Below are 22,292 nucleotides of genomic sequence, written 5' to 3' on the forward strand. Positions count from 1 at the left end.
AGCGCTTATTTAGATTTTATGAAACGATTTGTCCCAGTCATCCTGATAGTCTCATCCCTATTAGCATCTTGCGGAAACCACAGTGGCGATGATGCCTCCGAAGCCGTTGATTCCGTGGCGCTGAACAGCATTAATGAGGAAAGTTTCGTCCAATATGTAAAAGATCTGTCTGCCGACGAATTGCTCGGCCGCAAACCCTTTACGAAAGGAGACACCTTAGCCGTTACGTATATTGCCGAAGAATTTCAACGCATCGGGCTGGAACCGGGAAATGGTGATGATTACTTCCAGGCGGTTCCGATGGTCGAGATCAGGTCTACCCCCACCCTCCCCCTCACATTCAGCAAAGGGAATAGCCAGTTCAGCTTGGATCACCTTGACGATTATGTGATAGGAAGCAAGCGTTTAAATGCCCAAGTAGATATTCCGGAAACCGAAGTAGTATTTGCCGGATTTGGCATTGTTGCTCCGGAATATAACTGGAATGATTATGCTGGCCTTGATGCCAAGGGAAAAACTGTGGTCGTCATGGTGAATGACCCTGGATTTTATGACAAAACATTGTTTAAGGGTGATACGATGACCTATTATGGCCGCTGGACCTATAAATTCGAGGAAGCCGCACGGCAGGGTGCCACCGGAGTCTTCATTATCCATGATACCGATGCGGCCAGCTACGGCTGGAATGTCGTGCGAAGCGGATGGGCAGGGCCGCAATTGAGCTTGGTCACCCCTGACAACGGTGCTTCCCGGGCCGCATTTGAAGGCTGGCTTACCGCTGAAGCCACCGAAAAATTGTTTGAGCTGGCGGGAGGAACGGATAGCCTAATCAGCCAAGCCAAAAAACCGGGATTCAAACCCGTAGACTTAGGCATCAAAACAGGTATTTCGTTGAAAAACGAATTTAGGAAATCGAGTTCCAACAATGTGCTGGGTAAGCTATCCGGCAGTAAGTATCCCGACGAATACATCATTTACAGCGCCCATTGGGATCACCTCGGTGTCGGCGAGCCTGTTGATGGCGACTCGATTTACAACGGAGCCAATGATAATGCAAGTGGCATTGCCGCACTTTTTGAATTGGCCAAGGGCTTCAAGAGCGCGACCGTGCCGCCGGAGCGCTCCATCCTGTTCCTTGCAGTGACCGCTGAAGAACAAGGGCTACTGGGATCGGCTTATTATGCAGCCAATCCCGTATACCCCCTTAACAAAACCGTTGCCAACATCAACATCGACGCCTTGAGCCCCATCGGAAAAACCAGTGATATCGCCGTTATTGGGCTTGGACAATCCGACATGGACGATTATGCGCGCCGTGCGGCGGCACGCCAAGGGAGAGACATCGTACCGGGGGGCAACCCCTCTGCGGGAAGTTTCTTTCGTTCTGATCATTTCAATTTCGCCAAAGTGGGTGTCCCAGCTTTATATACGGGCAGCGGCAAACATATCGTAGATAAAGACAGTACCGCTGCTGCCGCATTGCAAGAGACATTTGGCAAACGCTACCACCACGTAAGTGACGAATATGACGAAACCTGGGATGTAAGCGGCATGATAGCCGACATTCGCCTCGCATTTGATATCGGCTACAGCTTAAGCCAAGAGCGAACTTTCCCGCAGTGGAAAGCCGGTTCGGAATTCAAGGAAATGGGAGATAGTAGGTTTTAGCACGAGACACTAGACACTAGACAGACTTTAAGACTAACAACTATATATAATATAACTATGTACACAGGAATCAGACATTTACATGCTACGCTTGCTTATGTATTATTGGCTGGGCTAATTATTTCAATTCTTTATGTGCTCTTTGCCTACCTGCAAAATAAGGCCTATAACCGCAAGATGGCGCTGCTGGGATTGATATGTGCCCACCTGCAATTGGTTGTGGGGCTAATCATGTATTTCGTATCGCCGTATGGCATCAAAAACGCCTCAGGAACAGCCATGAAAGACAGTATTGCCCGTCTTTACTTCCTTGAACATCCACTCATCATGTTGATAGCCATCGTCCTTATCACCATTGGCTATTCACGAGCTAAGCGACTGGCTCCGGCCAAAAAGCAAAATGGCACCGTAGCGGTATTTTACCTAATCGCGCTGGTACTCATCTTATCCCGTATTCCTTGGCATGTATGGCCCAGGATATAACGGGTTCAATAGCATTTGCGCATTGCAAAACCCTAATGGTTTTTTTGTTCCATTAGGGTTTTTTTATTCCGGAAAATTCAGTAGCTTTATCCATATATTTTGCCAGACACCAATTATACGCATATCGTAGCCCCTTTCGTGTATTCATGCTTTAATCGCTATAACCCTTAATGGGATCCATTGACAACGATCTAATTGTATAAAACCATGAAAACCGTAAAGCACATTCTCAAGAACAAGCCGGCTGTCGTCTACTCGGTACATCAAGATGTTTCCGTATTGGAGGCCCTGAAAATCATGATGGAAAAAAACATCAGCGCATTGCTGGTCATTGAAAGCGGGTACCTCCAAGGTATTTTCACTGAACGGGACTATGCCCGCAAAATAATCTTACAAGGCAAATCTTCCAAGGATACGCTGATTCGCGAAGTCATGACAACGGATCCCTACACCATCACGCAGCACGAAGCCATTGAGCGCTGCATGCAATTGATGACGAACAATCACTTCAGGCACCTACCCGTATTGGACAATGGCACCGTCATCGGGATGTTATCCATTGGAGACCTCGTCAAATACATCATCGAAGACCAGCGGCAGACCATTAACCAACTGGAGAGCTATATCAACAGTTAAAAAAGCTTAGTATTCGGCGGATACAAAAAAACCCAACCTTAAGGAGGTCGGGCTTATCGCTTATCACCTTGTGGGCAACAAATTATTTCATGATCCGGAACACCACACGGAATACAATAAACCAGCCTAAGGCCAGCAAAATATTCGATATGGTAGAGATCAGAAACGAATCCTGGATAAACCGGAAAAACGTTCCAGCAAGGCCGATGGCCACTGCGATGGCCAGCGTTACATAGTGACGGGTCTGATTTGCTTCGTTATCTGTTTTCCTGGGTGGAGTTTTTTCTAATGTCGTTGCCATGTAAATAACAGTTTGCGCCAAAAGTACAAAAAAATCTGTACCATCATATATGATTGCTTCAATAATTCCATTTGCCGGTCCTAATTATTACCTTTGACGCTTCAACATCATCACGACAATGGCTTTACAAGACAAGATAGATCAGGACATCAAATCGGCCATGCTGGCCAAAGACAACGCTCGGCTCCGTGGCCTACGTGCCATCAAAGCAGCTATTTTGCTCGCCAAAACCGAGAAAGGGTCAGCCGAAGCGCTTACCGAAGATACCGAGATTAAAGTACTGCAAAAACTCGCTAAACAGCGTAAAGAGTCTGCTGAAATTTACCAGCAACAACATCGGGACGACCTCTACCAAATCGAAATGGAAGAACTTGCCGTCATCGAAAGTTACCTGCCCAAGCAGCTTTCCCGAGAAGAAATTGAGGATATTGTCAAACTAGTCATCGCGGAAACGGGAGCCACCGGGCCAAAAGATATGGGTAAGGTGATGGGATCGACCAACCAGAAACTTGCCGGGAAAGCAGATGGCAAAACCATATCCGAAATCGTCAAAACCCTGTTAGCAGGAAATTAGCTCCAGCTATCGGTAGATCAGCTGGTAGCTGATCTACCGATAGCCAAAACTACATCACCTTACGGCTTCCAATTTCTTTGTCGCGCTCGTACGTAGATATGTGGCGTTCTTTCTTACTTTCGAAGATGTCGTCAATGGTAATCATGATTCCCGTTTCTTCCACCGTGCCAAATTCGTCATTGGTGGCTGTACCAAACGTTCTCATGGTAGACGAAAGATTCATATAGGTATTGATCAAAGGCGGTATGTTCTCACCCAGCGCCCGCACTCGGCTGTTCAGGATTTTGTAGCCTTCTTTGTATTCAAGTCCATCAAAAATGGTTTGGAAAGCTGCTGTATCTCCAAAATAGTCAAGTGGTTTAATCGGCCATACCAACCGTTCCTGGTCGGGAAAGTAATGATGCATGAAATAAATCAGCAGGTCGCGTGCTTCCCGGTTGTAATGCGGATACATAGTCACCTTGCCAAATAGGTATTTGACATCCGGATTGAGCTTTACCACGGCCCCTAACCCATCCCACAGGTTGTCCAACGAAAACAACCCTTTGCGGTTGTCTTTGCCGGGCTGATATTTAGGCTGCACAAAAGAACGGCCCAATTCGATGGTGTAGGGCAAATATTCCTGGATGAACTTCGGTGAAAAATGAAAATAATGAGCAGTTGACAGATTGATTTCCCCATCGCTGCTGACGCCTACATCCTTACATTTAATCAGCCGGTACCCGGCAATGATCTCTTCATCCTCCGGATTCCAGGCGATCAGCTGATCATAAGCATCGGGACAGGTGTCATTATAGTCCAGATCCAATGCCAACCCGGTACCACCGCCAGCAGCCCTGAAGGTAAGTTCTCGCAATCGCCCGATTTCCCTTACGGTGTGCGGTGCATTGTGGTGATTTATCAGATAAATTTCGTTATTCCCATTGTTGGTATAACGGACAAATACCTCCTGAGTAAGCTCCCTTTTTATGAAATTCCGTTCAACAGGTGCTATTATTTCTTGCATATAGTTAATTTTCAGGGGCTAAGTTATAAACCGTTCGTTTAACCTCCGCCGCCCACTCTTTTTCACTTTTGGCGCCGTCAAAATAGGTATAAGAAATTGGTTTTCCTATACGGATGGTCACTTTTTTGTTTCGTTGGGCAAACATTTCGTCTGCAAGGTAAAACATTTCAATGTTGGCTTTGATGCCAATAGTTTCCCTGAAACGGGCGAAATTATAAAAAAAATTGGAATTTTTTCCATCGATATATACCGGCACAATATCTTTCCGGTACTTTTTCGCTTTGTTGATAAAACTTTTCTTCCATTCCAGATCTTCAACTTTACCGTGTTGTTTACGGGAAACCAATCCAGCAGGAAATACCAGTAAGGCATGCTCCTGGGCATAGGCTTCTTCAATCTGTGCGATACCCTGTCGTCCCTGCGCACCATGTTTATTGACCCCTACAAATAAGGGTTCGAGGTTCTTGATGTTCAGCAAGATGTCATTGACCAAAAACTTGATGTCTTCCCGGTACTTGCCCAAAGCATGCATAAAGGCAATCCCGTCCAACCCGCCTAAGGGATGGTTCGAGGCAAAAATCACGCCGCCTGTCTTCGGTATATGCGCTGCACCTGTCAGCTCCACCACGACCCCCAAATCGGCTATTAGCGCATCGACAAAGGCCAAGCCATACAGCTGCCCATTTTTTGCCATAATGTGGTTGATGTCATCCTCATGCACCACCCGCTCAATATAGCGCAGCACAAATCGGGGTATCCATTTAAGTAACACCGGGTTTTTCTTGCGGATAACCTCCCTGATAACGATGTATTTGCTCTTATCTTCCAAAACGATATTCAACCAAGCAATTGATGTCCTATTCCCAGCAATTATAGCCGCCGAAGCGTTTAGCAGCCAAAAGTAGTAAAAGTTCCGATATTGTCATCTCTTTGTTTAATTCCCACGAAAAATCCGATAATAGTGAAAAAAAAAGTAAAATAGTCGTTGATATCACCAAAACGAAGTAATTTTGACAAACAAGTTAGATTAATTTAAACGATTGGCTGTTTTATTCGTTTAACTAAAAAAGGAGCATAGGGGAAACCATGAATATAGGTCAAGTCATCATCGACCGCAATTATGCAATAAGCCCGTCGGATAGCATACGCCATGCGCTGGACAAAATGGCCGATCTCCGATTGGCCCAGTTGCCATTGGTAAAAAGCGACCTTTTCCTGGGCCTTGTAGCTTATGAGTCATTGGCCGGGCGCCCGAAACCGGACAACAGCATCCAGGAAACAGACATTACCTATCAACAGGTACACATCTACGATACCCAGCACGTGTATGATGCCATGCTCTTTTTCCAAATCCATCAACTGGATTTATTGCCGGTGATTGACGACCAGCACAATTACCTAGGCGCGGTGACGCCACTTGATTTGATCAATGCACTAAGCCAAGCCATGTCCATCCCCCAGCCCGGCGGGATTATCGTATTGGAAATGGGAAACCGCGATAATGCCCTATCGCATGTCGCTCATATCGTCGAAGCCGACAATGCACAGATATTGAATTCCTATGTCCATGCGTTTCCGGATTCTCCCCGTTTGGAGGTTACAATAAAAATCAACAAATCAGATATCTCATCAATCATCGCTGCTTTCCTGCGGCATGATTATACGATCAAGGCCACCTATAATGACGAAAATAGCCGCGATAATTCCCACGATCGCTATGAACAACTGATGAATTATATCAATATGTAACTATGAAGATAGCGGTTTATGGGAGAGAATTCCATTCATCAGTCGTTCCCTATGTACAGCGTTTGTTTGATTCGTTAATTGCTAAAAACACCGAACTGTGGATATACAAGGATTTCCATGAATTTTTAGAACAGCAGGTTGATTGCCCGCAAAAGCTTTACACGTATGCCACGCACGACGAATTGCCGGACGATATCGGTTTTATGTTGAGTTTAGGGGGCGATGGCACCATGCTCGCGGCGGTCTCCATCGTAGCGGATTCGGGCATTCCGGTTGCCGGTGTCAATTTCGGCAGGCTGGGTTTTTTGGCTGATATCAATAAGGATGATATCGATGCTTCCCTGGAAGCCATCCTTATGGGCGAATACAACATCCAAAAGCGGACGCTGCTGTCCGTAAAATCCGACCAGAGAGCGCCGCTATTTGAGGGGAGTCATTTTGCGCTCAATGACATTACGCTCTTTAAATCGGATAGTTCAGCGATGATTACCGTCAATGTATACCTCAACGGCGAACTGCTCAATGCTTATTGGGCAGATGGTATCATCGTGGCCACTCCCACAGGCTCTACGGCTTATTCGCTGAGTTGTGGTGGCCCGATTATTATGCCCGGAAGCGGCAACTTTGTCATCACGCCCATTTCTCCGCACAATCTCAACGTCAGGCCGGTGGTCATATCAGACGACATGGAGCTGGATTTGGAAATCGAAAGCCGAAGCGGCAAATTCTTGCTGTCCTGCGATTCCAAGACCACCACCATTTCCACCGACATCCGGCTCAAGATCAGCAAAGCGCATTATCAGGTAAACCTTATCCGATTAAAAAATTACAGCTATTTCACCAACCTACGCAATAAATTACTTTGGGGCCTTGATGCGCGGAATTATTAATGGAACACAGATTTGGCGGATTTACACGGAGTTCTTTATACGTAAACGAAAATAATTATCTTTAGCCCTTTATAAATAGACAACCCCCATACGGTGCTCCGAGGATTTTTGACGTTACTCATTGCTTTCCAACTCATGAATGTCCAAGCGCAGGAATGGGAAATTGGTTTGCAAGGCGGCGCCTCAGGCTATATGGGCGATATCAACCCCGAAAATCCCCTGGCTTTCAACGACTGGTCGGCCGCTGCGTTTGTCAAATACAATTTTAACCATACTTGGGGGCTCCGTGGTAACTTTGCTTATGCCAATCTATTTGCACATGATTTTTATTCGAGCGTCCAGCAGCGACAAAATCGCTACCTGGGTTTTTTCGGAGCCGTGAAAGAAGCCGCTTTATTGGTGGATTTCAATTTCTTCAAGTGGTTGCCGCAACGGGGCAGGATCGTGTATACACCCTATATTTTTGCAGGCATAGGAGGTATCCTCTTCGACCCGAAGTGGCGGAGCGTTTCAGGAAATGACATCAAATTGCGCCATTACTACACAGAAGGTGTAATATACCAAAACAAAACGATTACCATCCCATTTGGCGCAGGCTTCAAATACAACCTGCGGGGACCGTGGACCATCGGTGCTGAACTTGGCTATCGAATGACCTTAACGGATTATCTGGATGATGTGAGTGGTGATTATTTCGATTACGACGTTTATTACAACTATGCCCTTTCAAATGGTTTTGCACCTGTTTCACGATCCGATTGGGGAAACATAGCAAATCCGAGTAATTCGCCGATAGGTTCCCAACGTGGCGACGGACGCCCTTACGATTCGTTCATGACCGTAGGCATCACCCTGTCATACACCATTTTCAAAGGCGGGTGTCCGGAATGGAGGTGATTCCGTTCGAAAAATTATATTAACTTTGCGCCAAATTAACGGATGGATATCAAAGAAAAGATAGATAAGTCACGGCTTCCCCAACATGTAGCCATCATCATGGACGGCAATGGGCGATGGGCGAAAGAACGCGGTAAGCTGCGCGTGTTTGGTCATCAAAACGGTGTAGCAGCGGTGCGGGACACGGTGGAAGGTGCGGTTGAAATCGGCGTCAAATACCTGACCCTCTATGCTTTTTCCGCCGAAAACTGGAATCGGCCAAAATTAGAAGTATCCGCGCTGATGGAACTCCTTGTCAATACAATTAATAAAGAAACCAAGACCCTTATGGATAATGGCGTCAAGCTTAACGCCATCGGTGATTTAGCCAAGTTGCCCACCAAATGTTACCTCCGGCTTCACGAAGCGATGGAAAAAACAGCCGCTAATACCAATTGTACGTTGACGTTGGCATTGAGCTACAGCGCACGTTGGGAAATCACGGAAGCGGCCCGGCAATTGGCCCGCCAAGTCCAATCAAACCAAATCAGCCCTGATGATATTAATGAACAGCTATTCGCTCAGCATCTTACCACCCGTAATGTACCGGATCCGGAGCTTATGGTTCGCACAAGTGGCGAACAGCGCATCAGCAACTACCTACTTTGGCAATTGGCCTATGCCGAATTATACTTCACTGATAAAATGTGGCCGGAGTTCAGAAGGAATGACTTATTTGAAGCTGTCATTGCTTATCAACAGCGTGAACGTCGCTTCGGACTCACCAGTGAACAACTGAAATAAGGATTAATGATTAATTGTGCAGGGTCTGTTATCTCATGTCTGTTGTCTCGTGTCTCAAAAAAAAACCTTTTAACAAAAATTAACAACTGTTTGACGTACTTTAGCGGCGATAAATTAGATAGATGAAGCGGATACTCTTTTTTGTACTTATTACCATATTGGCGGCAGAGACCTCCATTGCCCAGCAACGCGGAACACCCGTGGGTAATTCAGATGAATTTAGCTACCTCAACCCCCAGAATTACATTATTGGAGGAATAACGGTAAGTGGTACGGAATACCTTGATAATGATGTACTTATCACCATATCAAAACTAGTGGTTGGATCACGCATCGAAGTACCGAGCGATGCTACATCAAATGTGGTAAAAAACCTGATGAATCAAGGCCTGTTTGACAATGTGGAACTTTATGCGGACGCCGTAAAAGGCGATTCGATTTTTTTCAACATCCATGTCGTCGAACGCCCACGCCTCACCCGTATCGATATCGAAGGGCTCAGCAAGACCCAAACGGAGGATGTCCGCAAGCAGCTCAATGAAAACACCGGTAAAATCGTCAACGAAAATTTGATGAATACCACGCGGAATACCATCACCCGCTACCTCAGCGAAAAGGGGTATTTATACCCTGAAATCACGATGGCTCCCGTGAAGGACTCCACTCAGGCAAACAATCAGATCCTGGTAGTGAACGTGGATCGCAACCGCAAGGTACGTGCCCATCGCATCAATTTTACAGGCAATGAAGAGTTTTCACAACGCCAGCTCCGCAAGTTTTTCAAGGGCGTAAGGCAACGTACTTGGTGGCGTATCACCGGACCGGGCAAATTCAAGGAAGAGAAATATAAGGAAGCGAAAGAAAACCTCATCGCCAAGATGCACGAACGCGGTTACCGCGATGCAGAAATTCTTAGGGACACCTTTTACAAATACAACAACCGGAATGTCATCGTTGATATCGACCTCTATGAAGGCCCGAAATACTACTTCGGCAACATTTCTTGGCAGGGGAATGCAAAATACTCGGACTCGATATTGAACGTCATCTTAGGTATTGAGAAAGGTGAAGTATTCAGTGAAGAAAAACTCAATACCAAACTTAGCGGGCCTACCCGAAACAGTGATGATATCCTTTCGCTGTATATGAATGACGGCTACCTGACCTTTACCGTAGACCCCATACAGACCAAGATATACAACGACACCATCGACTTGGATCTACGCATCTATGAAGGGGCCCAGTTTACCGTCAACAACATCATCCTTAAAGGAAATGACGTGACCAATGATCGCGTATTACTCCGTTCCATCTACACCAAACCCGGCCAGAAATTTTCCAAGGAACTGCTGATGCGCAGTACCCGCGAAATTTCCCAATTAGGCAACTTTGACGAACAAAAGACCAACCCGGTACCCACCAACCTCAACCACGCTGATGGAACCGTGGATATTGAATACAATGTGGTGGAAAAACCGTCCGACCAAGTGGAGCTTTCCGGCGGTTTCGGTGCAGGCCAGGTTATCGGCACGTTGGGTCTCAATTTCAACAACTTCTCCACCCGCAATATTTTTGATAAAGGTGCCTGGAAACCCTTGCCAAGGGGCGATGGCCAAAAATTGAGCCTCCGTGGCCAAACCAGCGGCAAGCGCTATCAGTCGTACAGCTTCTCGTTTTCCGAACCGTGGTTGGGCGGTAAGAAACCGATTTATTTCGGGGTGAGTGCCTTTACCTCATCGTCTTCATTCGGCGGCTTTGACTATTGGACGGGCAGGCAGATTGTGGGCGATGCCGACTTAAACCGGATTTGGATGAACGGGGTGACCGTGAGTTTGGGTAAACGCCTCCAATGGCCCGACAATTATTTCCAGTTGAACTACTCATTGGGATTCCAGCAATATAAGTTGCAGAACTACCCCGGATTCCTGTTTGAAAATGGCACGTCCTACAACATCAACCTTACGCAAGAGATTAGCCGCAATTCAGTGGATGCCCCGATATATCCAACAAGCGGTTCGCACCTGCGGTTGACCATCCAGGTCACGCCGCCTTATTCGAGCTTTAACAGCATTAATTATCCCACTGCGCCAAATGACGAGCGGTATAAGTGGACAGAGTACCATAAATGGAAGTTTGACTCCCAATGGTTTACCCGGATTGCCGGCAAACTGGTTCTCAAGGCACAAGCGCAATTCGGTTTCCTGGGCACGTATAACAGCGTAACAGGCCAGTCGGCATTCGAACGGTTTAAGCTCGGTGGCGATGGGATGATGGGCTTCGACTTCCTGCAAGGCTCGGAGATCATCGCCATGCGGGGGTATGCCAACGGGATGGTCATACCCGACGGCGCAGATGTGAATATTGCCCGTAACTCGGGCAGCCCTATATACAACAAATACCAACTGGAACTGCGGCACCCCGTGATGCTGAATGACCAAGCTACCGTGTTTGTACTGGCCTTTGCTGAAGGTGGTAACACCTGGAATAACTTCCGGGATTTCAATCCCTTCAAAGTACGCCGATCGATAGGTGTAGGAGCCCGTATCTTCCTGCCTATCTTTGGTTTGCTGGGTATTGATTATGGCCATGCATTTGATCCGATACCGGGCGTTCCATCCAGCACGTGGCGGCAGAATTTCACCTTCAGCATCATGCAACAGATGGGGGGATTTTAATATAATATAGATTTGAGATTAAAAAAATGGAATTACTTTTGCAGTGATGTTCACCACTAAAGTCATATAATCATGAACGCAAAAAAAATAATGGGAATCGTTGTTCTGCTGGTTCTTACCTCGTCCGCAGCATTGGCCCAGCGATTTGCCTACGTGGATTCTGAATATATCCTGAAACATATACCCGAATACCTTGCTGCCCAAAAGCAGTTGGATGCATTATCCGTACAATGGCAGGAAGAGGTCGACAACCGTTTTGCTGAAATCGAAAAGCTTTATAAAGCTTACCAAGAAGAACAGGTTTTGCTTAGTGAAGAAATGCGCAGGAAACGGGAAGATGAAATTGTGCTCAAAGAACAGGAAGCCCGGGAATTCCAGCGGCAGAAATTCGGCTTTGAAGGCGACCTCTTTCAGGAGCGCACCAAATTGATCCAACCCATCCAAGATCGGGTGGCACAAGCCATCCAAACCATTGCTACCGACCAAAGTTTGGATATCATCCTGGATAAAGGAAGCGAGGTAACTTTCCTCTACGCCAACCCCAAATTGGATAAAAGCAACGATGTCATTACCCGTTTAGGATATAAACCCGATCCGTCACTTGCGGAAAATTAATCCATTTCGTATCATTGCGGGACTTTTAGGAAAAGTAACAAGAATAATAACGTATAATCACAGACAGGGGTAAGTGATCGTAGCCCCAAAACAACAAGTAAAATCAAAATGGATAGCATGAAAAATTTGTTTAAAGGTGTAGTGGTGGTAGGGCTGCTGTTTTTATCAACCGGACTCGTAAGTGCTCAGCAGAAGATTGGCCATGTCAATTCAAATGACATCATCCAGTCGATGGCCGAATTCAAAACCGCGAATGCGGAATTTGAAACCCTTTCGAAAAGCAAGGAAGGCGAATTGCAGCAAATGGGCGCTGAATACCAAAAAAGGATAACTGCCGCACAAGACCTGCAACGCAATCGCAGCGAAGCCAACAGGGACTCTATTGATGCCAAATTACAGACCCTTACTGTGGAAGTAAATGATATCGAAAGAAGGATCCAAGAATTCCAGCAAGTAGCCCAGCAAGAGCTGGAGCAAAAACGCGAAGAACTGTTCGCGCCCATCTTTCAAAAGGCAAACACAGCCGTTCAAGCGGTAGCGAAAGAAAAAGGCTATGCGTATGTGTTTGACATCGCAAATAGTGGCATTCCCTACTTCGCCGGTGGCGACGATTTGACTGCGGATGTCAAGACCAAGCTGGGAATTACGGCTACAACACCTGCAGCCACACCATCCAATCCATAAGAGGTATATCGAACACCTATATTAACTAAAGCGGAATGTACAACCATTCCGCTTTTTTATTGTCCCTAACCCCTTAAATCTTAAAATCCATCTAAATAATTTATTATGCTTGCATAGCATTTTAAATTCCGTATTTTCGTAGTGGTTAGGTGGTATAGGCTATATAAACCCAATATATGATAGGCCAACTCATTTTCGGAACACTATTACTTGCTGCGGTGGCGCTGGCCATTTGCAACGCTCGTAAAATCTTCCAAAACATCCGGTTGGGACGGGATGAGCGGCGCTTTGATCACCCCTCAAAACGGTGGCGGGCTATGCTCTTGGTAGCTTTCGGCCAAAAGAAGATGTTTAAGCGCCCCTTCGCTGCGTTGCTCCACCTATTTGTCTATCTTGGATTTTGCATTATCAACATCGAGATGCTCGAAATCGTCATCGATGGCCTGTTCGGCACCCATCGCGTTTTTTCGGGCCTGGGGGCTTTTTATGCCTTGCTTATCGGTGCCTTTGAATGGCTCGCATTGGGGGTGTTGGCCGGATGCATCGTGTTTCTGATGCGACGCAACATCGCGCGAATAAGGCGCTTTTCCGGCACCGAGATGACTCCGTGGCCACGGACGGATGCCAATCTTATCCTCACTGCCGAAATCCTGCTGATGGCCGCTTTTCTGACCATGAATGCAGCCGACCATAACTTGCAATTACTGGGTGCACCGCACTATACGCAAGCAGGTGCGTTTCCGGTGAGTGGATGGTTGCTTCCGTTGTTACCGGATGATGTTTCATCGCTCATCGGCATCGAGCGCTTTTGCTGGTGGTTCCATATCATTGGGGTGCTGGTCTTTCTCAATTACCTCCCCTACTCCAAGCACCTGCACATCGTGCTTGCCTTTCCAAACACCTATTTTTCGAACCTGAATCCCAAAGGGCATTTTACCACTATGGAGAGCGTGGCCAATGAAGTAAAGGCGATGCTCGATCCAACGTACACGCCGATGGCCATAGCTGCCACACTTCGTTTTGGGGCAAAAGACATATCGGATCTCACGTGGAAAAACCTGCTGGAAGCCTATACCTGCACCGAATGCGGACGGTGCACGGCAGTATGCCCTGCCAACATGACGGGTAAGCTGCTATCCCCCCGGAAAATCATGATGGACACCCGCGATCGCATGGTGGAGGTAGGCAATAAGGTCCGCAAAAACAAGGAATTGACGGAAGATGGAAAATCCCTGTTAGACGATTACATCACCCGCGAGGAAATCTGGGCCTGCACCACCTGCAACGCCTGTGTGGAAGCCTGCCCCGTAAACATCAATCCACTGGAAATCATCATGGAGCTCAGGCGATATGCCGTGATGGAAGAATCCCAGGCCCCCGCCAGCCTCCATGCGATGTTTAGCAATGTAGAGAATAATGGGGCTCCCTGGAAATATGCACAAGCAGATAGAGCAAATTGGGTGGATGGTAATTAGCAAATGAACGAACTCAACATACCCACGATGGCCGAGCTGATGGCCAAAGGAGAAACCGCCGATATCTTATTTTGGGTAGGCTGTGCGGGCAGTTTTGACGAGCGTGCCCAGCGCATTACCCGTGATATCTGCAAAATCCTGCACCATGTGGGCATCAAATACGCCATCCTTGGCACGGAAGAAAACTGCACGGGCGATCCCGCCAAGCGTGCGGGCAACGAATTTCTCTTCCAGATGCAAGCCTTGATGAATATCCAAATCCTCGATGGGTACGAAGTAAAAAAAATTATCACTGCTTGTCCCCATTGTTTCAATACGCTCAAAAACGAATACCCCGATTTGGGTGGCCATTATGAAGTCATCCACCATACACAGCTTATCCAGCAGTTGATTGACGAAGGCAAGCTTAAAGCCGAGGGCGGCGAATCCTTCAAGGGCCGACGCATCACCTACCATGATCCCTGCTACTTAGGCCGCGGCAATGAAGTCTATGAAGCACCGCGCAAGGCCTTGGAAAGTCTTGACGCCCAACTGGTGGAAATGAAACGATGCCGCAGCAATGGCCTATGCTGTGGCGCCGGGGGTGCCCAACTATTCAAGGAGCCCGAAAAGGGAAAGAAAGACATCAATACCGAACGCATCGAGGAAGCACTGGAAACCCAGCCGGAAATCATCGCCGCTGCCTGCCCATTTTGCATGACCATGCTGCGTGACGGCATTAAAATCAAGGAAAAAGAACAGGACGTACAGGTACTGGATATCGCCGAAATCACGGCGAGGGCGAATGGGTTGTGACGAAAGAACACCCCTCAATCAGAAAATATTCGCGATCTATTATTGCCGATGGATTAATTTTCCAAAATAGTGAAACTTGGTTTTTGCTTTCAACCGTTCTTTTCTTTAGCAAGATTTTTTTCTCCGTGCGATTCCTAAAGTACTTATTATCCAGATAAACATTCAGCGCCACGATGCCTATGTTGGCCATCGCCAATGCAATCAGCAGCAAACAGTATTCGTCTAAAATTTCCATTTCAAAAGACGTAAATATCGATTTCATTTATTTGTTAATGATTAATAGAAGTTACCGATACCATCTATACGTAATCCCTGCAATAAATAACCGGCCGGGCTGACCGGGCATGAGCATGTGTTTAAAGTCCAAAAGATTGTCTACTGTCAGCCGGATGCTTAATCGCTGTTGCATCCATTTCTTTTCCATAGACATGTTGAGCAACGTATGCTCCGGCACAAACGTATCAAAACGGTCGATAAACTGGTTGCCATTATAATCGGCAAATGGATACTTCCCCCTGTAATTGATCCGTACGGACATACTGGCATCCCATGGGCGATACGTATAGAAAACCCGGGCATTGAGCATGTGGCGCGAGCGGTTTTCAATACCCCAATAGTCCGAGGCCTTAGGGCTGAACGATTCTCCGGTAATCGGGTTGTGGATGTTTTGATTGTAAGGCCAATGGCCTGTGCGTATACTATCCACTACACTCAAATCACGGGAGATCAAATATTGATAGCCTACACTGATGTCGAGGCCTTCCACTGGGGTAAGATTGATCGTCGCTTCGGCACCCTTATTTGTCGCGCGGGATAGGTTCTGATACGAATAGATCTGACCCACAGCCGTACCGGTAGCCACCAGCACCGCATTGATTTGGTTGCGGAGCTGATGATAGAACACTCCGCCCTCCACTTTCACCCATGAAGATGGATTCCATACCAGTCCCGCATTCCAGGAAGTATTGCGCTCCGCCTGTAAATTTTGATTCAGTTGATCCACGATATATTGGCGAAGTTCGCTGATCTGCCCATTGTCCTGCAACTGCTGCAACGTCTTGCCCAGCAGGTCATTGCCGATGACCAGGTAGTTGGCTGCCGGGTTATAAAATACCAGGTACCGCATCCGGAAATCCGGTGCCTTGAAACCCGTACCTACCCCCGCTTTCAGCAACAACCGACGGTCGATTTGATATTGCACTCCCAAACTTGGATTCAGCCTGCCCCCATAATACTGCGTGTAATCGTATCGGAGTCCCCCCAATGCCGAAAACCGCTTGGACACCTGCCAATCGCCCTGCACATAGCCAAAGGTCGTTGCCATATGGCGAATGTCGCCCAGTGCCTGTTCATCCAGCTTTTCCAGGCTTCCACCCAACCCGCCCGTGAGGCCTATGCCTGCATCTGGGATACTGAGTGCAAATTGCTGTTCGAAACGGTGGAGCGACTGACCAAACACCTCACTGCTGGCTACCGATTGCTGCTGTTCCCACAACACGCTCATGTCTGATGTATAACGTGTGAAATAGTAACGGCTCATGCTGCGCAGGCCGGAACGGAAGGTATGGTCAAATGAGGCAGACAAATTCAGGTCTTGCTCATCCTGGCTATCACCGGATACCCAACCATCCCCCCAGTCTTTGGGCATGTAGGACTTGCGCAGCCCATAGCGGACGCTGGTCCCTATCGTGCTGTTCTTGGTGAGCCGATAGCGGACACGGCCCTGTATACCGTAGTTGTCATATGGCGCACTGGTCGCGCCAGACGACAGGTAGGGATTCGTATTGAATCCATCCGTTCGGTAATAATTGGCGCTCACCGTCGCTGAGCCGCGTTGGTGGTGAAAGGGAGCTTCGCCGTCTACGGTCGCGTCTACGATATTCAGGCTGCCGTAGCTCACAGATGTTGAGGCTTGTGGTTGCACCGCCCCGTAACGTGTGATGATGTTGATAGCACCGCCGAGTGCTTCACTGCCGAACAAGCAGGAGGAAGCCCCTTTGACAATCTCGATGCGCTCGATGTTGCTCACGCTGATGCGGGATAGGTCGAAGTTACCGCTATTGCGGCCTACCATGGGCTGCCCGTCGATCAGTACCATCACGTATTCGCTGCTAAACCCCTGTAGCTGCACCCCCACTGAGCGGCTGCCGCCGCTGATGTTGTTGACGATGGCCACGCCGGTCTGCTCTTTGAGCACCTCGTCCAGTCGACGACTCCCCATCAGCTCGATTTGCCGCCGTGTGATGATCTGCATGGGCATGGCTGCCCGATCGAGTCGAATTAAGTTGTCCGGCGTCGGGGCAAGCGAGCGATCACCCGTCACGTTTACTTCGCCGATAGTCTGATCACCTGCAAGCAGGGTGACAGCTATGGCTTTATTCTCGTCCTGCCCCACCATCACCGAATCCACGAACGTGCGAAAACCCGTGTGTGTCACCTGCAAGAGGTAGATTCCCGGGTAAAGTCCTTCGACACGGAACTCACCAACCGAATCGGTCTGTATGAGGTGGCGGTCGGGCTCAAGGAGTACCGTAGCACCTAAAACCGGCCGCCCCTTACTATCGGCGACGCGGCCGTCAAGCGTTCCAGCCACTTGCGCCTCGCCGTGAAAGGCCAAACCAATAAGAATAATAGACAAACACTCCCTGATCCCAGCCATGCCCTTACTTTCGGTACAGTTGATAAGACAGCCCTACAAAATAAACACGCCCCGGCTGAGAAGGCACCTTCTGATCCACGAAATCAAGCATATTCTCCGAGGTGAGACGAAGCGACATGCGCTGTGCCGGAAACCGCTTTTCCAGCCCGGCATTCAGGAGGTAATGCCCGCGGACGAATGTATCAAAACGATCCATATAACCGTTGTTGTTCAGATCGCTAAACGGGTAGCGGCCACGGTAGTTCACGCGCACATTAGCGCTCAACTGCAAAGGCTGGTACGTATAAAATACGCGGGCATTAAACATATGCACCGAGCGGTTTTCAATACCCCAGTAATCGGACGTCGAAGGCGTGTAATTCACAAAACCCGTGCTGGGATCAAACAGTGGACTGTAATATTTCCCACCCTCCCGGATTTCGTCGCCAACCGTCCGGTCTTTGGCTACCAAGTACTGGTAGCCCCCGCTGACCTGAAGGTCCGGTATGGGCTTGTAACTCAATGATAATTCCGCACCCTGAAAATAGGCCTTAGCATGGTTGCGGTAGGAATAGATCAATCCTCCCTGCACATCCCGACCGATCAGTACGGAATTGATCTGGTTGGTGATATCGTGGTGAAACACGCTGCCTTCGGCCCGTATGTTCCTGTCTGGAGACTCCCAGATCAAGCTCACGTTGTACGATTTGCTCATTTCGGCATTCAGTGCAAGCCCCTTGATCTCATCGTAAACAGGCTCCAGTTCATACTGGCTCACCTGCCCGCTTTCGCGCATCGCGTTGATCACATCGCGCATGGCATACGAACCGACCACCATGTTGTTATACGCCGGGTTGTAGAATACTTGGTAAAGTTTGCGCATGTCCGGGGCCTTGAAGGCCGTACCATAAGCCGCTTTCAGCCGCAGCGTAGGAAGCAACTGGTACTGCAACGCCGCGCTGGGATCCAGCCGCCAGCCATAGTCGACGATGTGGTCGTAGCGCAGGCCCACCGTAAACTCCAATTTGGATGTGATATTCCAGTTGGCCTGCGAGTAGGCAAAGAGCGACTTGATTTCGCTGATGTCGTTGAGGATGTTCTGGTCGATGCCTTCGATGCTGCCGCCAACACCGGTAATCACATCCAGCTTTTCAGGGATGCTGTAGGAAACCTGTTGCTCCAACCGGTTGAACAACTGGCCGAAGGTGGTCTGGCTGATGCTATCGCCCTGCGACAGGGCCACATTCATGTCGGCGTGGTATCGCGTAAAGTAATAGCGCGTCATGCTGCGCCAATGTTGATTGAAGCGATGGTCGAAGTTGGCCGACAGGTTCACGTCCTGCTCGTCGAGCACATCTTCCGTGCGATAGTTTGCCCCGGCGAAATCTTTGCTCATGAAGCTGCGCCGCAAGCCATAGCGTCCGCTCACGGATAATCGATTGGCCTCGTTGAACTGGTAACGGAACCGTCCCTGTGCCCCATAATTGTCGTATGGCGGCGCCGTGGTACCCACGATGGTACCCTGGTTGGTGTTGAAGCCGCCCGTGTGGTAATAATTGGCGTTGAGTGCCACACTGCCCTTTTGCCGCAACACCGGTGCTTCCCCATCGAGCGACACATCGACCGTCTCGTTGCTGCCGTAGTTGACCGACGCGAGTGCCTGCGGTTGCGACACCACCTGCCGCGTGATCACATTGATCGTACCACCCAGCGCATCGCCTCCATAGATATTCGCCGCGGATCCCTTGGTGATTTCCACGCGCTCGATGTTGCTCACACTGATGCGCGAGAGGTCGAAGTTGCCGCCATTGCGCCCTACCATGGGTTGCCCGTCGATGAGTACCATTACGTATTCGCTGCCAAAACCCTGCATCTGCACCCCTACCGATCGAGAGCCGCTGGCGATGTCGTTTACGATGGCCACACCCGTCTGCTCCTTCATCACCTCGTCGAGGCGGCGGCTGCCCATCAATTCGATGGTGCGGCGGTCAATCACCGTCACTGGCATGATGGTGTTTTCCAGTTTCACCAACGTCTCGGTATTGGCATTGATGCGCCTGCCGGTCACATCTACCTGATCGAGCGACTGCTCATCAATGGTCAGGCGGAAATTCAGTTCAGTGATGTCCCGCGTTAGGGAAACCTGCTCCTCATGCTTGCGGTAGCCCACGGCATAAACGCTCACCGTGACCGTACCGCGTGCCAAGCCCACCAAGCTAAATCGTCCGGCCTCATCCGTGACGGCCACCGGCCCATCTGGCAAGATGCACACTTCAGCACCTGCGATGGCACTGTCTGCTTGGTTGGTAACAGTACCTGTCAGTGTGCTGCTTTGGCCGTATACCTGAAATAGGCATGCCGTCAATAAAAGCAGTAAAAAATATTTGTTCATTGTTGTATCCAAACTTTTGTCACTCATTTTTAAGCAGACATATTGGATACAGGGGATTTAGTTTCTCAACTTTTATTTGTTTCCGTAATGACCCCAGAATGAAAGGATCAATACAATTACTTTGTCTTCTTGAATTCTATAGACTAATCGGTGTTTGTCAGAAATTCGCCTTGACCAAGTCGGAAAATCGTAATGTTTCAATTGTTCAGGTTTTCCGGTACCAAAGGTCGGGTGGTCACGGAGTTCATTTAATAATTTATCGATTTTCAAGAGTATTTTTTTGTCGCCCGATTTTTTATGCTTTTCAATGTCTGATTCAGCATCCGGAGTCAGTTCAATCGAATAACTCATAATCCCAAAAACTCCCGCTGTTGGTCTTTTGGAAGCGATCTGGTTTTTCCCTGTTCAGCCTGAGCAATGGAATTATCTATTTTGGCAAGAAAATCTTTTTCACTCAATAAGGTTTCGTCTTCATATTGCCCTATTTCAAAACGAATCTCCAACTCTTTCAATAAAGATTTGAGCAAAGATTTTTGACGTTCATTTTTAGGATAAATCGTTATACTTTCCATAGCGCTTTGTTTTTAAAAATAAAAACATGTACAAAAATACACAAAAATATTTTATAGCCGGAATACTTCAATTGTCCCTGTTTCCAATATGTCAAAGAACAAATCGCGCGCGTAGTTTATTGAACGCAGATAATGCGGATCAAACGGATAGCCGCTGATTCTTTCTTTTCCCTTCTTTCCGACTTCCGGTCTTCCCGACTCTCAACTCACCTCAATCCTTCGTCCGCACATTCCTACTTCCATCCTGCTGAATGAAATACCGGAACGTGAGATACGGCGACGGCCAGTTTCGATCGGTAAGCACCTCCGGTGCGCCTTTGTACATGCTGATGAGCTGGAGCTTTCCGTAGCGATAACTACCATCAGGTTGCTCCAGTCGTAAATAATATGCTCTGTATGGAAAAGGCTTGGCAATGAAGGTACTGCCGATTTCATACCAGGGATTTACGCCCGGACCATATTGTGACACGCTACCTATATGCAGCTGGTCGGCAGGACGGTTGTCGAAAAACTCATCCTCCGGCGCCTCATCCATAAAGTCGTAACCATACTCATACATGATTAAGGACGATTTGGTAATCGGGCTTCCGGTGGCCGGACTGAACCGCGCCCGACCATTGTTCAGGTAGACCAAACTATTGAATTCGTCGGTGAAGGCCAAGTCCCATTCGTCGGTTTGTAAATACCGGACGGAGTCCGCGTGATCCCTAACAAAGACTTGCTTACCATCCCGGAAACGGTAAAGGAACATACTGTAAATACCCGCTTCCTTACCGCTCTTACCATACTCGATCTGTATGAAATCCATATTTTCCCGATAGTTGGCGTCATTAACCATCAGCTCCCAGGCCGTGCCATTGTACTGGTATACCCGGTTGTTATCGTTATCCCGGTAGGCCCATCCCGTCTCCGGATTTGGCGGTGGATCTTTTACATAACCGCGCCAATTAACGAAGATGCTATCATTTTCAGCGGTTCCCCGTTCTCCGAATATTTCCATTTGATACCATACGCCACTACGGTAGATGTAATGCAGATTATCCGATGTGTTGCGGTAGGCGCTGTTATCGGCGGTCCCTACCGGATGGGATGAGGCATCGGACAGCCAGGTAATAGCCTGTTCATGTGCGTTTATTTCTTCCCTCCAGACACTGTCCGCACGGCTTCCTTTGACAATATCCACACCGATGGCAGCATTCAAGACTTCGCCACCATACGGCACGAAGCGGATGGAATCCGTCCACCGCGAATCGTAATACCGCTGCCGCAGGTAGAGATCGCCATCCTCGTAGTTATCGTCCCAACCGTCGGTAGCCAGTGTATCACCCGGCAGGTCATACACCGTCGTACTGCGGCCGTCTTCGTAGTTGGGCAGCGGATTTTCGAGCTTGTAACAGGAAGTTAAACTTAGCAGTATCAAACAACCAATGGCTATTCCTGCTGATTTTACTGCCATCTG

General features: G+C 48.3%; 22 protein-coding genes. 13 read left to right on the forward strand and 9 right to left on the reverse strand.

Going from position 1 to position 22,292, the window contains the following annotated elements:
• The first annotated feature begins 18 nt into the window (after positions 1-18).
• From BMW65_RS06985 to BMW65_RS06995, 3 genes are all read left to right on the forward strand, one after another.
• Positions 19-1,668: a M28 family metallopeptidase gene (locus BMW65_RS06985; protein ID WP_090603941.1), complete on the forward strand. Its 1,650-nt coding sequence runs from the start codon at positions 19-21 to the stop codon at positions 1,666-1,668.
• Between the two features lie 57 nt (positions 1,669-1,725).
• The gene (locus BMW65_RS06990) at positions 1,726-2,151 is read left to right on the forward strand and encodes a hypothetical protein (RefSeq protein WP_177181029.1); all 426 of its coding nucleotides are present in this window, start codon (positions 1,726-1,728) and stop codon (positions 2,149-2,151) included.
• A gap of 207 nt (positions 2,152-2,358) precedes the next feature.
• A complete protein-coding gene (locus tag BMW65_RS06995) occupies positions 2,359-2,787 on the forward strand; it encodes a CBS domain-containing protein (RefSeq protein ID WP_090603943.1) in 429 nt (142 codons plus the stop codon).
• Positions 2,788-2,869: 82 nt separating this feature from the next.
• Here the strand turns inward: BMW65_RS06995 and BMW65_RS07000 are convergent, their stop codons facing one another.
• Entirely contained in the window at positions 2,870-3,088 is a 219-nt protein-coding gene (locus BMW65_RS07000; RefSeq protein ID WP_090603945.1) for a hypothetical protein, read from the reverse strand.
• A 118-nt stretch (positions 3,089-3,206) separates the two neighbouring features.
• On the opposite strand from BMW65_RS07000, the gene BMW65_RS07005 reads away from it, so the two are divergent.
• Positions 3,207-3,662, forward strand: a complete 456-nt coding sequence (locus BMW65_RS07005) for a GatB/YqeY domain-containing protein (protein WP_090603946.1) — start codon at positions 3,207-3,209, stop codon at positions 3,660-3,662.
• A 49-nt stretch (positions 3,663-3,711) separates the two neighbouring features.
• Here the strand turns inward: BMW65_RS07005 and BMW65_RS07010 are convergent, their stop codons facing one another.
• Positions 3,712-4,668 (reverse strand): glycine N(alpha)-acyltransferase GlsB, encoded by a 957-nt coding sequence (locus BMW65_RS07010; RefSeq protein ID WP_090603947.1) that lies wholly within the window; start codon positions 4,666-4,668, stop codon positions 3,712-3,714.
• A 4-nt stretch (positions 4,669-4,672) separates the two neighbouring features.
• A complete protein-coding gene (locus BMW65_RS07015) occupies positions 4,673-5,509 on the reverse strand; it encodes a lyso-glycine lipid O-acyltransferase GlsA (RefSeq protein ID WP_245747531.1) in 837 nt (278 codons plus the stop codon).
• Positions 5,510-5,754: 245 nt separating this feature from the next.
• Between BMW65_RS07015 and BMW65_RS07020 the strand changes: the two genes are divergently transcribed.
• The 9 genes from BMW65_RS07020 to BMW65_RS07060 all read left to right on the forward strand — a co-directional run bounded on the left by BMW65_RS07020 (position 5,755) and on the right by BMW65_RS07060 (position 15,231).
• On the forward strand, positions 5,755-6,417 hold the full coding sequence (locus BMW65_RS07020) for a CBS domain-containing protein (protein WP_090603949.1): 663 nt from the start codon (positions 5,755-5,757) through the stop codon (positions 6,415-6,417).
• Between the two features lie 2 nt (positions 6,418-6,419).
• Entirely contained in the window at positions 6,420-7,307 is an 888-nt protein-coding gene (locus BMW65_RS07025; protein WP_090603950.1) for an NAD kinase, read from the forward strand.
• Positions 7,308-7,400: 93 nt separating this feature from the next.
• Positions 7,401-8,204 carry a type IX secretion system protein PorG gene (gene porG, locus BMW65_RS07030; RefSeq protein WP_177181030.1) on the forward strand — a complete coding sequence of 268 codons (804 nt, stop codon included), beginning with the start codon at positions 7,401-7,403 and terminating at the stop codon, positions 8,202-8,204.
• 42 nt (positions 8,205-8,246) lie between these two features.
• Positions 8,247-8,987 carry an isoprenyl transferase gene (locus tag BMW65_RS07035; protein WP_090603954.1) on the forward strand — a complete coding sequence of 247 codons (741 nt, stop codon included), beginning with the start codon at positions 8,247-8,249 and terminating at the stop codon, positions 8,985-8,987.
• 122 nt (positions 8,988-9,109) lie between these two features.
• Positions 9,110-11,662: an outer membrane protein assembly factor BamA gene (gene bamA / locus BMW65_RS07040; protein WP_090603957.1), complete on the forward strand. Its 2,553-nt coding sequence runs from the start codon at positions 9,110-9,112 to the stop codon at positions 11,660-11,662.
• Between the two features lie 72 nt (positions 11,663-11,734).
• Positions 11,735-12,277, forward strand: a complete 543-nt coding sequence (locus tag BMW65_RS07045) for an OmpH/Skp family outer membrane protein (protein ID WP_090603971.1) — start codon at positions 11,735-11,737, stop codon at positions 12,275-12,277.
• Positions 12,278-12,394: 117 nt separating this feature from the next.
• Complete coding sequence (locus BMW65_RS07050; protein ID WP_090604312.1) at positions 12,395-12,961, forward strand: OmpH/Skp family outer membrane protein; 567 nt, start codon at positions 12,395-12,397, stop codon at positions 12,959-12,961.
• Positions 12,962-13,137: 176 nt separating this feature from the next.
• Positions 13,138-14,436: a 4Fe-4S dicluster domain-containing protein gene (locus tag BMW65_RS07055; protein ID WP_090603972.1), complete on the forward strand. Its 1,299-nt coding sequence runs from the start codon at positions 13,138-13,140 to the stop codon at positions 14,434-14,436.
• Between the two features lie 3 nt (positions 14,437-14,439).
• Positions 14,440-15,231: a (Fe-S)-binding protein gene (locus BMW65_RS07060; protein WP_090603973.1), complete on the forward strand. Its 792-nt coding sequence runs from the start codon at positions 14,440-14,442 to the stop codon at positions 15,229-15,231.
• Here BMW65_RS07060 and BMW65_RS24115 read toward each other — a convergent pair.
• From BMW65_RS24115 to BMW65_RS07090, 6 genes are all read right to left on the reverse strand, one after another.
• A complete protein-coding gene (locus tag BMW65_RS24115; RefSeq protein WP_090603974.1) occupies positions 15,206-15,493 on the reverse strand; it encodes a hypothetical protein in 288 nt (95 codons plus the stop codon). The two genes, BMW65_RS07060 and BMW65_RS24115, sit on opposite strands and share 26 nt — an antisense overlap.
• A 24-nt stretch (positions 15,494-15,517) precedes the next feature.
• On the reverse strand, positions 15,518-17,890 hold the full coding sequence (locus BMW65_RS07070; RefSeq protein WP_090603975.1) for a TonB-dependent receptor: 2,373 nt from the start codon (positions 17,888-17,890) through the stop codon (positions 15,518-15,520).
• Between the two features lie 4 nt (positions 17,891-17,894).
• The gene (locus BMW65_RS07075) at positions 17,895-20,261 is read right to left on the reverse strand and encodes a TonB-dependent receptor (protein ID WP_177181031.1); all 2,367 of its coding nucleotides are present in this window, start codon (positions 20,259-20,261) and stop codon (positions 17,895-17,897) included.
• A 72-nt stretch (positions 20,262-20,333) separates the two neighbouring features.
• Positions 20,334-20,612: a Txe/YoeB family addiction module toxin gene (locus BMW65_RS07080; protein WP_177181032.1), complete on the reverse strand. Its 279-nt coding sequence runs from the start codon at positions 20,610-20,612 to the stop codon at positions 20,334-20,336.
• Positions 20,609-20,833, reverse strand: coding sequence for a DUF2683 family protein (locus BMW65_RS07085; protein ID WP_090603979.1), 225 nt, complete (start codon positions 20,831-20,833; stop codon positions 20,609-20,611). The genes BMW65_RS07080 and BMW65_RS07085 overlap by 4 nt, the downstream gene beginning before the upstream one ends.
• 211 nt (positions 20,834-21,044) lie before the next feature.
• A complete protein-coding gene (locus tag BMW65_RS07090) occupies positions 21,045-22,289 on the reverse strand; it encodes an HmuY family protein (protein WP_090603981.1) in 1,245 nt (414 codons plus the stop codon).
• Positions 22,290-22,292 lie beyond the last annotated feature (3 nt).

This window comes from Parapedobacter koreensis, assembly GCF_900109365.1.
Classification (GTDB): Bacteria; Bacteroidota; Bacteroidia; order Sphingobacteriales; family Sphingobacteriaceae; genus Parapedobacter; species Parapedobacter koreensis.